The sequence below is a fragment of the Planctomicrobium aquicomposti genome (assembly GCF_051466325.1).
GTDB lineage: Bacteria > Planctomycetota > Planctomycetia > Planctomycetales > Planctomycetaceae > Planctomicrobium.
Genome location: NZ_CP195792.1, coordinates 2,848,987 through 2,861,908, shown reverse-complemented (window position 1 = coordinate 2,861,908; position 12,922 = coordinate 2,848,987). Strand labels below are relative to the sequence as shown.

At 54.9% G+C, this 12,922-nt stretch carries 8 protein-coding genes and 1 pseudogene; 8 read left to right on the top strand and 1 reads right to left on the bottom strand.

What is annotated here, in order from left to right:
- Positions 1–28 precede the first annotated feature (28 nt).
- The gene (gene pdeM / locus SH664x_RS11095) at positions 29–688 is read left to right on the top strand and encodes a ligase-associated DNA damage response endonuclease PdeM (RefSeq protein WP_437200910.1); all 660 of its coding nucleotides are present in this window, start codon (positions 29–31) and stop codon (positions 686–688) included.
- Positions 689–976: 288 nt separating this feature from the next.
- Here pdeM and SH664x_RS11090 read toward each other — a convergent pair.
- Positions 977–1,285 (bottom strand): annotated as a pseudogene (locus tag SH664x_RS11090) (AAA family ATPase); the annotation flags it as partial.
- A gap of 400 nt (positions 1,286–1,685) precedes the next feature.
- On the opposite strand from SH664x_RS11090, the gene SH664x_RS11085 reads away from it, so the two are divergent.
- The 7 genes from SH664x_RS11085 (at position 1,686) to SH664x_RS11055 (ending at position 12,889) form a co-directional block, all read left to right on the top strand.
- Positions 1,686–2,477: an IS5 family transposase gene (locus SH664x_RS11085; RefSeq protein ID WP_437200909.1), complete on the top strand. Its 792-nt coding sequence runs from the start codon at positions 1,686–1,688 to the stop codon at positions 2,475–2,477.
- Between the two features lie 204 nt (positions 2,478–2,681).
- Entirely contained in the window at positions 2,682–3,701 is a 1,020-nt protein-coding gene (locus SH664x_RS11080; RefSeq protein WP_437200908.1) for a hypothetical protein, read from the top strand.
- 557 nt (positions 3,702–4,258) lie between these two features.
- A complete protein-coding gene (locus SH664x_RS11075) occupies positions 4,259–5,236 on the top strand; it encodes a hypothetical protein (RefSeq protein WP_437200906.1) in 978 nt (325 codons plus the stop codon).
- A 45-nt stretch (positions 5,237–5,281) separates the two neighbouring features.
- Positions 5,282–6,007 carry a hypothetical protein gene (locus tag SH664x_RS11070; RefSeq protein ID WP_437200904.1) on the top strand — a complete coding sequence of 242 codons (726 nt, stop codon included), beginning with the start codon at positions 5,282–5,284 and terminating at the stop codon, positions 6,005–6,007.
- Positions 5,935–8,184 carry a hypothetical protein gene (locus SH664x_RS11065; RefSeq protein WP_437200902.1) on the top strand — a complete coding sequence of 750 codons (2,250 nt, stop codon included), beginning with the start codon at positions 5,935–5,937 and terminating at the stop codon, positions 8,182–8,184. The genes SH664x_RS11070 and SH664x_RS11065 overlap by 73 nt, the downstream gene beginning before the upstream one ends.
- Positions 8,185–8,468: 284 nt before the next feature.
- Positions 8,469–11,864, top strand: a complete 3,396-nt coding sequence (locus SH664x_RS11060) for an SNF2-related protein (RefSeq protein ID WP_437200900.1) — start codon at positions 8,469–8,471, stop codon at positions 11,862–11,864.
- Between the two features lie 506 nt (positions 11,865–12,370).
- Positions 12,371–12,889 (top strand): hypothetical protein, encoded by a 519-nt coding sequence (locus SH664x_RS11055; RefSeq protein WP_437200898.1) that lies wholly within the window; start codon positions 12,371–12,373, stop codon positions 12,887–12,889.
- Positions 12,890–12,922 lie beyond the last annotated feature (33 nt).

Genomic DNA, 12,922 nt, shown 5'->3' with positions numbered 1-12,922 from the left:
CAATCCCGCTCATACAACGTTTCACTCGATGACCGATCCTCTCCACGGATGTCTTGAAATTGACTTCTTCGAATCGCAGCTGCATCTGCTCCCCGAGCGGTGTGTCTATTGGCCAGCACATTCCGCACTCCTGGTCGCCGACCTGCATCTCGGCAAGGAGCAGACGTTCCGAAATGCAGGTCTTCCGGTTCCAGACCTTCTTGGATCAGACCTGCAGCGACTGACCCGCGCTCTGCATCGGACAGGGAGTTCCTCTCTCATCATCCTGGGAGATTTCTGTCACGCCTTGCGAGGTAGATCCCACGCGGTGCATGCTCAGTTTTCGGAGTGGCGGAAGCGTCATTCCGAACTCGACTGCCTATTAATTCGCGGCAATCATGACAGACATGCGGGACCACCGCTGCCCGAATGGAATGTGCGCAGCTATGATGATCCATTCCCGTTTCATGGGATGGGACTGGCCCACTTCCCCCAATCGACGGCTTCGCTGCCGACACTGGCTGGGCATCTCCATCCAAAGTATCGTCTGGAGTTTGGGCCCGAGCGACTGAGCCTTCCCTGCTTCCTGCAACGGGGCAGAACACTCGTTCTTCCGGCATTCAGCAGCTTCGTCGACCACGGCCTGATTCGGCGAGAACCGTCTGATGGAATTTACGTCATCGCTGACGATTCTGTGCTGCAAGTGTAACGACGCGTCAGATCGTGTCAGTTTTCAGGTCTGTAACTGCGCTGAAACTCTCTATTGAAGAACAGGATTCTGGAAGCGTTTTTCGAGTGCCGTTTTCAGCACAAGGTGCTGTACAACCAATGTGCAAAACCGTTCCAAACTACGGATTACGACAATACCGATATGGCCGCGATTTTCCATCCACTGTTGGCATTGATTGCCTCGGCAACGGACCGGGAACTGGCCAAGTACATCCAGTTCCTGAAGGAAGAGAACAAGATCCTGCGGGCTCGGATTCCGGGCGTCATCGTCCGATTCATGCTCGCTGAGCCAGCTGAGGAACAGGCCGAACATCCGGGAGGCGACTCCCGAGTCGCCGCTCCCTTCAACCCCGGCAAAAGCCTTCTCGACTTCGTCGATCATCGCCACGCAGGGAGCCATGGCATCCAGCAAGCGCAGCGCCTGCCGGGTCCGGTCTTCTGATTGACCAACCAGGGAGCCCAGCAGGCTCCCCACATCCAGCCGCAGAACCGGCCGCCCCACTTCCTGTCCCAGCGCCTGGCAGAACTGCGATTTCCCGCAGCCGGGAGGAGAGAGGAGCAACACCCTTCGAGTACGCTCCCATAGGTCAAGTGCAATTGCTCAAGCAATAACTTTTGATCGAAGGCCTCGCCGCACGGGACTCTCGATTAGCAAGCTGCTTGGTTCATTCCATTCAGGAAGTCGAGTGCGTCAAAATAGCGCTTCAGCGTCTTCGGTTCCGTAGGACGACAGCCAAAAATTGCGCAACACATGCTCTTTAATCATGTTGCGGCGATAATTGCTTGTGGAAAAATTGCTTAAGATCGACAGTGAGTTTGTCGAGTTTGCCCGTGGTTTGTCGGCGTGTGGGTTGATAAAGGTACATCAGTGTGAATTTCACACGACGTAAGAACGTGTTTTGAAATTGCGATGAATTGAAAAAACGGCTACGGCTCCCTTGCGAACATCTTGGCAATCCAAGGAAGGAGCCGCAGCCGTGTTGAGGACGAAGTATTCCAGCAATCTCTCGGATGAGCAATGGCAACTGATCCGGAAATACCTTCCCCAACCTTCCCGTCGGGGGCGTCCTCCCATCGATCGGCGGTGGGTTTTGGATGCCATCTGGTACGTGGTCAGAACCGGTTGCCAATGGAGATTGCTCCCTGGCGATTTTTCCAACTGGAGTACGGTCTATGGCATTTACCGACCATGGGTTCGCAGTGGTCTCTGGGAACAAATTCACCGGCACCTGAGGGAACAGCTCCGCCGGGCTTGGGGAAAGAAAAAACGTCCCAGCGTGGCGATTCTGGACAGTCAGTCCGTGCGGACCGCAGAAGGGGGATTCGAGCGGGGATACGATGGGGCCAAGCAAATCACAGGTCGCAAGCGGCACATTGCCGTCGACACGCTGGGCCTGATCGTGGCCTTGGTCGTGCACGGAGCGTACTGGCAGGATCACGACGGAGCCTGCTTTCTGTTGATGAAGTTGAGGCAGGTCTGTCCCAGATTGAAGGTTTTATTTGCCGACTCAGCCTATGGGCGTAAGGAACTGCCAAAGTGGGTTCGGCAGACATTCGGTTGGGTCTTGCAGGTTGTCCTCAGGCCAGTTGGGCAAAAGAAGTTAGTGGTCTTGCCGAAAAGGTGGGTTGTGGAGCGGACCTTCGCCTGGCTGGCCCGCTATCGACGACACTCCCGAGACTACGAACGAACACCCGAGTCGAGTGAAACGGTGACCGACATCGCCATGATCAACCTGATGAGCAAACGCCTCACTCGGCTTCAAAACTGATTTTTCAAACACGTTCTCAGAGCACGGGAACACTATTACCGGAATTGACGCCTGAACGATCATCGACCTACCGATTCGAAAGACTTGCGCCGCTGAATGGGTCGCGGTAATGTGGGTGATGAATTCCAAATTGGAGATGAATCAACTTACGGATTTCGCCGTTGGAGATCTCTTTTCCAGCGTACTGAACGGGCGACGCTAACGATGGCGCCCGGGAAGAGCAAGTGGTGGGGTCAGCCGACGCTGTTTTCTCTCTTCGGAGCAGCGGCGGACTTGGAGCCGGTGCAAAAGCCAGCAGTCCGGCCCCAGCATCCCGGTTCTTCCCAGCCAAACGCATCGGCGACTTCTGAACCAGCCGAGCATTCTGGAAACAACAAACAGCTGCGTCTCGATTTTCCGACGGGCGCAGCTGCAAACCAGAATGGCATTTCGTCGCAGAAGCCAACGACAACCGGCACAGCTCCAAAACCTCACGCCCCACACTCCAAACCACCGCAGCAGAAACGCCTCTTCGATCTGTTCCTGAAGCCGCTGATTGCTCCGAAACCACAACCTCTCAGTTCGGAGGAGGGGGCGATCGGAAGAGGAATAAAGGTTCCGCAGCAGTCAGCAATACCAACCGCCGACAGCACCGTTCGCTCTGAGAATGCAAACGCCCCGCCTCCCGCTAACGCGACCGGTGATCAAGCCAAGGCTCTGGAACTGATCGATGCCATTCGGACACTCAAGACCCTTGAAGCCCAGCAGCGACCAGCCACGGCTGAAGAACAGCAGACGCTGTCGAAGTTCGGCGGGTTCGGTGCTTTGGCTCTGCCCATCTTCCCCAACCCGGCCACCGGTCAGTACAAGTCCACCAGCTGGAGGAGATTGGGAGAAGAGCTGCAATCGCTGCTCACCCCTGAAGAATATGCCAGTGCCAAGCGGACGACGTTCAATGCGTTCTATACCTCACCGGTCGTCATTCAGGCGATGCATCTGGCCCTCGCACAGATGGGCATCCCAGCGAAGGTCACCATCCTTGAACCGGGTTGCGGGATCGGGCGATTTCTGGCATACGGTCAACAGGGACAGCAGTTCATCAGAATTGAACTGGCTCGATCTCCGGCCGCATCGCCAAAGCCCTGGATCCCCAACACGACATCCGGATCGAGAATTTTAGTGACACAAAGCTGCCGGAAGGCCAGATCGACGCGGTCAACGGCAGCGTTCCATTCTCCGATCTGAAGTTGGATCATCACAGCCAGAAGTTCTCGCTGCACGATTACTTTTTTGCCAAATCAGTTGATACTCTCTGGCCCGGAGGAGTGCTGTCACTGGTGACCTCCCACTACACGCTCGACAAGCAGGACGCCTCAGTTCGCGAATATCTCGCCGAGCGAGCGAATTTCGTGGGAGCGATCCGGTTGCCACCTTCTGGAATAACTTCTGGAATAACTTCTGGAATAACGTTAACAGTATCATCGAGGATGGCACACTATCTAAATCAACGTAAAGCATGATAATTCACTGCAGGGACGGCTCAGGACGCCGCGTTTTTGACGAACATTCGCGCCGAGAGAAGAACATCCATTGACCTCAATCGAGCCTTAGATAGCATGCACCCGCTTCACCCAGCGCTGCGGCATGCGATCGTCGGCAAGTGCCTCTGGGTCCCCTCTTGGTTTCGGGAAAGTTTCCCAAAACGACCAGATTGGGTCTCTCTGAATGGGTTCTAGATGTATGGGGCATGTCGAAGTGCCCGAGACAATGAGCCGACATCTTTGAAAAGGGAGATGAAACCCATGCAATGGAAGAATTTCGGAACTGACCATTCAATTCATGGCCAGATGGCGCGATTAGACGGAATCGCCTTGCAGGCCCGTGGGAGGTCGAAATGCCTGCTACGTACTGAGGGAGCTGGCAATCTGATCCAGTGCTACGACAGCTTGGCAATGGCTTGTGAGCTGATCGTCTGGATTTGGGCCAGCCCTGGGTGGTGCGAGTCTGACCTGAAGCGGGCCTGCCAGTTTCTTGCCGAAGCCCAGTCCAGCGTGCGGGCCTGCGCTACTCCGTCAAACGCATTTGATGACCTACAATTGTCCACCTTCGACATCCTCCGTGCAATATGTGTGGCAAGACGCTTTCACTTATCACGATACATGAAGCTGGCAGACCTTGCCGATCCCGGCCGAGCAAAGCTGCTTCAGCGTGAGATCATTGATTTCCGGCGAGACTTGTGGATGCGTTCAGAGCGGTCAACACGGCCTCGAAGCGACTCTGTGCGCAACCGTGTGCCACATGTCGCGAAATCCTCCCTGGCGGCTTTTGTGGAATCGGTTTTGACTGTTGTGGAGGCGCGGGTTGAGAGGCACAAGGAACGTGTTCGCTATGCAGAGAGTGCGATGGCTTCTGCAGTCGATCATCCGCGCGGAGATGCCGACGGGGTCGCATTGGCCTTGGACGCCATACATGAGGTTCTCTGGGGGCTCTACTTTGAGGCCCCAGCGGGTTCGCAGAACATTGAGACTGCATTCCGCCAACTTACCGGGCAGCGACTTTCGCTTCGCGAGCGCCGGCTGACTCGAAGAGACGCTGGAATGATGCGAGAGAGAAGGGTTGTCTCTGAAGGCCGCAAATATTTGATGGAGCCACACATCAAGGTCGGGAGGAAATCAACAGCGGTGCGAATTCACTATGCAGCCGATCACGAACGGCGATTACTGATTGTTGGTTGGTGTGGACAGCATCTCACGACAAGTGGCACACGTCTGTGCCGGTAAATGCAAGCGGTTGTCAAATTCTCCTTTTCTTGAATGGTGGACAGAATGTCGAATAATGCGATGTACTCAGATTATCTTGATGCGTTACGTTCATTGGGCGAGGTTGACAGAGACACAGGCCGTTTTCGATGGAATCAGGCGCTTGTACTGTCCGATGGTAATCCAGATTACGACAAGGTCTGTCCCGCCTTCTGGGCGGCACTGAAGACCGCTAAGGGGTGGGATGAGGGTTTTATGACACCTGACCGCCAAAACAAGGCATGTGCCACTTTGGTTGTAGTCAAGTTTCTTCGTTCCGAATTTGATGGCCAGCAAGTCAAGATTGTCCTTGACGGTGACCAACGATTTGGCAGACTGACAGACGTGCCAAATTCGATTGTGCAGGGCAATTTCCTACTTAAGCTTTTCGGTCTCGACAGTCTTGACAAAATCCGCCGTTTCTCGAATGAGCTTTTCGACTTACTCACCCCTGCCATGACATTCGAAGCATACCCTGAGGTAGTTCCAGAGTTGATCGCGTATGGCCAAGAGAAAGCCATTCGGATCGTGAATTCAGAGCTGCGAGTTGAGCGTGCCACTCGCTGGCAGGTTCTGGAGTTCTGCAGGCTGCCGCGAACTCGTCAGGAGGTTGCCGCAGAATGTGATCTCACCGTGAAGAAGGCAACGAATGAGTTTCTGTTTCCAATGGTCGAAGATGGATGGCTGAAAAAGTTGAATCTGGAAGCGGCAGAATCTGTACAGCGTTTTCAATCGGCCAACTGGTTGCAGTAGTCTGCCGCAACCTCATCAAAACCATCGAAAAGCAGAAAGCTTCCCGCGAGGAAAAACTCAAAAATCTGCTAGCGGAAGTGAAGAAGGACGATGGACTGGTGTTCGACGAACTGGGAGTCGATCACCTGTTCATCGATGAGGCGCATTACTTCAAGAACCTCGAAACCCCGACCAAGATGGACCGGGTGGCGGGCATCCAGACGGGAGGGAGCGAACGGGCGTTCGATGTCTACATGAAAGCCCGCTATCTGGATCAGCTGCATGCCGGACATGGTGTCACGTTCGCCACCGGCGCGCCGATCAGCAACACGATGGTGGAGCTTTACACGCTCCAGCGGTTCCTCGATCCCGCCGGGTTACGAAGCCGGGGGATCGAACACTTCGATGCCTGGGCAGCCATGTTCGGGGAAGTCGTCGATTCCATGGAGATCACACCCGATGGAGCCGGACTACGACCACGTTCCCGGTTTGCGAAGTTCACGAACCTGCCGGAACTCCAGCAGATGTTCCGGGCGTTCGCCGACGTCCAGACCGCTGAAATGCTCAATCTCCCCCGTCCCACGCTGAAGGGAAACAAACCGGAAGTCATCGCGTGTCCGATGTCAGACGAGCAGCACGGCCCGCAGCAGGAGCTTGTGAATCGCTACGAACGGATTCGAAATGAAAAGATCGATCCGCGTGAAGACAACGCTCTGGCCATCACCACCGACGGCCGCAAACTCGCGACCGATGCCCGCATGCTCGATCCGGTGGCGGATGACTTTCCGGAGTCGAAGGTCAATCGACTGGTGGCGACGGTGACGGAGATCTTCAACCGTTCCGCCAGTCATCGCGGGACACAGATGATCTTTGCGGACATGGGAGTGAATCTGACGGCGTGGGGCTATTCGCCGTATTCGGAGATCATCCGGAAGTTGACGGAGTCCGGCATTCCGCGTGATCAGATTGCGTCGATCGGCGATGCTGAGAGCGATGCCAAGAAACAGGCCCTGTTCAAGAAGGTTCGCGAAGGAGCGGTACGGGTGCTATTGGGAAGTATCCAGAAGATGGGGACGGGGACCAACGTCCAGAAACGTCTGGTGGCTCTGCACCATCTGGATGCTCCCTGGAAACCGGCCGAAGTCGAACAGCGGGACGGCCGAATTTTGCGACAGGGGAACGAGAATAGCGAAGTCTCGATCTTCCGGTATGTGACAGAGGGTTCGTTCGACGCCTACATGTGGCAGGCACTGGAGACCAAAGCGAGATTTATCAATCAGGTGATGACAGGGGATAATGCTATCCGCACAGCAGAAGACATCGGCGGTCAGGAGTTATCGTATGCTGAGGTCCAAGCAATCGCTTCCGGCAACCCGGCTGTGCTCACGCTGGCGGAAGCCGATGCCGAACTGCAACGGTTGCACCTGCTCAGGAAAAGCCACATGGATGAACAGTTCATCGCCCGACGGAACGTCCGAGATCTCCCAGAGATGATCGAACGCTATGCCGACCGGTTGGAGAAACTGACCGCTGACCAGTCCCGCATAGCCCCCCACGATGGCGACCCGGTCACAATCAACGGGAGATCGGTTCACAGTGACGACCTGATCCCTGCGCTGACCAGCAAACTGGAGTCTCTCCCGTCACTTTTCAATCAACCGATCAAGATCACGTTCGGCACGTACCAGGGGCTGGAGTTCGGGCTGATTGTTGATCCCGAGTTCCCGGCGGAAGTCTACCTGCGGGGGGAAATCACCCGCAAAACCCGGCTTTCCAAAGACCATCAGGGACCAAGGGCCGTGCTCAATGCGGTCGAACGTCTCGCCAGCGGCTACGAAAAGGAATGTGACCAGCTACGCCAGGATCTGACCATCGCCCAGTCCCAGCTCCGCGACTACCAGTCCCGTCTCGGGAAACCGTTCACACTGGAAGGTTATTTGACTGACCAGACCACACTTCGCGACCAGCTGAAAATCAGCCTGTCTGCAACCAGCCCGGCCGCCAACGAGAATGATGGCTCCAGCACAGGGGATCTCACCCGGCAGATCAATTCCCTAAAAAACTCGTTTCAGACCGAAGACACGCCCGAGCGAACACGTTCAACCCCAGTCGCAGCCGAACCACCGGTAACCCTCCGCATCCGCCAAAGGGAAACCACAACAACTCGCAAACTCCACCACCTTGCCCCGGTCGGATGATTTTCCGGAATCTTTATTATCACTCTTATGGAAAAACTACGGCGCGCCTCTATTCCCAATCGCTCGGTTGTGAACTTTCTCATTACTTCGCCTACGTGTCAGGTTGTGCTTACACAACATCTGCTTCGGTAGCTTTTGCGTCCATTCTTCATATACTGTTCTGCCGAACATCCACTTTATCCAGGTACGGTCAATTCCGTGCCGCGCCAGCGCGGGCCGCGACTCTTCAAATCGAATGATTGTGAGCAACGCTCGTGGAAATCGGCGATGACCGTTGATTCCCTATGCCTGTTGAATCAGAGCAACTTCGAGCGATCAGCATCCGCCAGCCTTGGGCGGAGTTGATTCTGCGTGGAGAAAAGACGGTCGAATACCGCTCCCAGGCGACCAAGATCCGAGGCAAGGTTTACATCTACGCTTCGCTCGCAAAGCCTGAACCAGGCGACGAACAGATTTATGGAGACTTGCCGCGCGGCCTCATCATAGGCACCGTCGAAATCGTCGACTGTGAAAGCGGCGATAGGGATTTCGAATGGGTTCTGTCGAACCCGCAGCGACTCGCCGAACCGATCGCTCCCAAGGAACAACCTCAGCCGGTTTGGTTCTACCCTTTTGGACGACCGGAAGACGGATCTCTGGTGCAAGATGATTCCTCACATGTGGCGGAGAACAACGATGCTGGGGGCGGCTCTCTGACGAGCATTCGCTTCGCCCCGGTGACTTCAGGGTCGTCGAATTGTCCATTCACTCCCTACCATTCCAAATATCTTGCTTATGAATTGACGAAGCGCGTGGGAGCCGATCAGGCGGACAAGCTCGCTCAGTCGATCAGCAATGCGACCGTCTATCTTAATCCACATCAGGTAGATGCTGCGCTCTTCGCGTTTCGATCGCCACTTTCTCGTGGAGCGATTCTCGCGGACGAAGTCGGTCTGGGGAAAACCATCGAAGCGGGTATCATCATCAGCCAGCTTTGGGCAGAGAAGAAACGTCGTATTCTGGTGATCGCCCCCGCGACACTCCGCAAACAATGGAGTCGCGAACTCTCAGAGAAATTCTTCATCCCTTCCCTCATTCTGGAATCCAAAAGTTTCCGTGAGCTGTCTCGACGAATGCGGCAGCCTTTTGAGCCACCTCAACAGGTTGTGATCTGTTCTTATCAATTCGCCCGGACCAAGGCTGCCGAAGTTGCCGCCGTTCCATGGGATCTAGTCGTTGTCGACGAAGCCCATCGCTTGCGGAATGTCTACAAGAAGGACAACAAGGTCGCACGGGCTTTGCGGGATGCAGTACGCGGTCGTCCGAAGGTGTTGCTGACAGCCACTCCACTTCAGAATTCGCTGATGGAGTTGTTCGGACTCGTCACCTTTGTTGATGAGCATGTTTTCGGAAGCGAAGAAGCATTTCGCGAACTCTACGCCAAGAAAGCCGAGAACCTGCCTGCGGGGACGCTTGCGAACCTGCGGTCACGCCTCCGGCCGATCGTCCAGCGAACGCTGAGAAAACAGGTTGTCGAGTACGTGAAGTACACGAAACGCATCCCGATCACGGAAGACTTCACCCCATCCGATGACGAAAAGAAGCTCTACCAGTACGTCTCGGATTTCCTACAGAAGGACAACCTGCATTCGCTGCCGAATAGCCAACGACAACTGATCGAGCTGGTGCTTCGCAAAATTCTGGCTTCATCGTCATTCGCTATCGCAGCCACTTTGGGCACGATGATCGATCGACTGCGAAAACTTGAACAGGTTGCGGGCGAAGCTGTCGAGGAAGACGTCGCCGACGTGGTCGGGAACGACTTCGAACCTGCCGAATCCATTGAAGAAGAGTGGAAAGATCCGCCGGTCGATGGAACCCCCTCTCCTCCCAACTCCGTCGAGGCAAAATCCCCTGCACCTGTTCCGAAATTGCTGGTCAAATCCTTGCAGGCGGAAGCGGCGGAACTCCTGCGATACAAAACCCTCGCGGAATCGATCCGGGAGAACGCCAAAGGGAACTCTCTGATCAAGGCGCTGCGATTGGGTTTCGCTAAAGCATTAGAACTCGGTTCGAAGCCGAAGGCCCTGATTTTCACCGAATCCCGTCGAACGCAGACGTATCTCCATGATCTTCTGACAAAAGAAGGGTATGCCGGGAAGATTGTTCTCTTCAACGGCACCAATACCGATCCCGATTCCAAACGCATTTATCAGGAATGGCTCAAATGCCATGCTGGACAGGAATGCGTCAGCGGGTCACCCACTGCCGATATGCGTTCGGCATTGGTTGATGAATTTGCGAACAATGCCTCGATCATGATTGCTACCGAATCGGCTGCCGAGGGGGTCAACCTGCAGTTCTGTTCTCTGGTGGTGAACTATGACCTCCCCTGGAACCCGCAACGGATTGAACAGCGGATCGGGCGTTGTCACCGCTACGGTCAGAAGCATGATGTCGTCGTCATCAACTTCGTGAACCGGGCCAACGAGGCCGATCAGCGCGTGTTCGAACTGCTGAACCAGAAGTTCAAGTTGTTTGATGGCGTCTTTGGTGCTTCGGACGAAGTGCTCGGGGCCCTCGAATCGGGGATCGACATCGAGAAGCGGATCAACGACATCTACAAACGCTGTCGGACCGCCGAGGAGATTCAACAGGCTTTCGATCAGTTGCAGCTGGATCTTGATGAACAGATTACTGCCACGTTGCAGGAGACCCGCACCAAACTGCTGGAGAACTTCGACGAAGACGTTCACCACAAGTTGCGGATGATGGAATCGGAGACGGAACAGCGTCTCAATCGCTATGAAGATTGGCTCTGGGCACTGACGGCGACAGAAATTGCAGATCAGGCCGACTTCGACATCAACAACCATACCTTCACTCTTCGAGAACAACCAGAAGATTTGCCATCGGAGCAGGTCCCCTTGGGACGCTATCGCCTCAAACCGTTGCAGCAACGGAAATCCGAAGACATTCCGGATACGGATTTTCACTACCGCCCCGGTCATCCGTTGGCGGAATGGATCATCTCGCGAGCCAAAGCACGAACACTCCCGATTTGTGAGTTGAATCTCGATTACTCACAGCGTGGAGCGAAAGTAACACTCGTCGAGCGGTTGATTGGGCAATCCGGCTGGCTCCGCGTCGAGCAATTGACCGTTGCTTCTCTTGATACGGAAGAAGCCCTGCTCGTCACCGGTATCACCGACGAGGGAGCTGTTCTGGACCGTGAGACCTGCGAAAAGCTGTTGACCATCCCTGCGACCGTCGGCGCGCAGGTTTCGACGGATGAGGCTGTCCAGAATCTGCTGGAGCGGACGGTCCAGTCTCAGGCGAACCGGGTGTTGATGGAAACACAAAGCCGGAACGAAGTCTTCTTCGACGCCGAATCCGACAAGCTCGACCGCTGGGCGGATGATCTGAAAGACAATCTGGAACGTGAGCTGAAGCAGATTGAAGTTGAAATTCGGGAAGCCAAGAAAGCCAAGCGGCTCGCTGCCGATCTGCAGAGTAAAGTGGCTGCTCAAAAGCGGGTCAACGAACTGGAGCAGCAGCGGAACCACAAAAAGCGAACCCTGTTCGACGCTCAGGACCAGATCGAGCAGAGGAAAGATACCTTGATTTCCGACATCGAAGCCCGTCTGCAACAGCAGACCACCCGTGAGGAAGTCTTCACCGTTCGCTGGAGGCTCTCATGATTCAGCAACGACAGCCCAGAACACCATTCATCACAGCAGGTTACGCACTTCCTGTGGGTTGTGCGCAATTCGCAGGCGTTCACGAAATTTTAGAGCCAAACAATCGGCACATTCGGCAGAATCGCTCAAGTCTGCACGTCGAAAAGTCGATGATACTCTTGTCAAAGAGCGCAACCCGTTCTAAGATACTTGCAACACACCCGTCGCACCCCTCCTTTCCTCGGAAAGTGACGTGCATCAAGGACGGGTCTTTTTTTTGCGCCCTGTCAGCCATTCTTCTTGCTGGCACTTTTCGGGTGCGGGAGGTTTCGGGATGAGTCCCCAACCTTCCAACTCTCGCTCTTCGTATCAAAAGCCGTGGCAATCGTACCCAGATCAATTGGCCGCACTGGTATTTTAGTAAGTACGAGCTTTCTCACCTTTCGACTTGATGTGGACATGAGGACTGTTTTTCCGTACAGTCTGCCGCCTGTGTCGTGTAGAATGAAGCCAAGGAGGACGAAATCATGAACCGCTATCAACTTGCCAAATTGGTCGAGTGGGCAGAGACCTTGGAGTCTCGCAAGCGGATGCAGAAAGTCGTCTACATGCTTCAGGCGGCGGGCTGTAACTTGCAGGCGGATTTCTATCTTCACCACTACGGGCCATATTCAGACGATGTGGCTGGGCTGAATGATCAGATGGTTCAGAGCGGCTTGCTGGTCGAGCAGGAAGGGCAAACGGCCTTCGGACGAGCAAAGTATTCCTATCGTCTGTCGCCATCGACACTGCAACAGATTCGTGATCTGGAAGAATCCGGGGAGGCAGCGAATTTCGCAGGCGATCTGCCAAAATATGAATCTCTTGCAAAGCGTCTGATTGGCGTCAATTTGCGGGAGCTGGAATTTGCATCCACGATCGTCTTCTTCTGGAAGCAGTTTCACGACTGGACCAAGGCGGTTGAAGAAGCAACGAGGTTCAAAAACTCCAACGAGGTGGCTGCGACTCTGCCACTCGCAAAAAGTGTGATTGAGCAGCCATCATGAAGTTCTCGTAATTTCGTGAAAGGGTCAACTGGC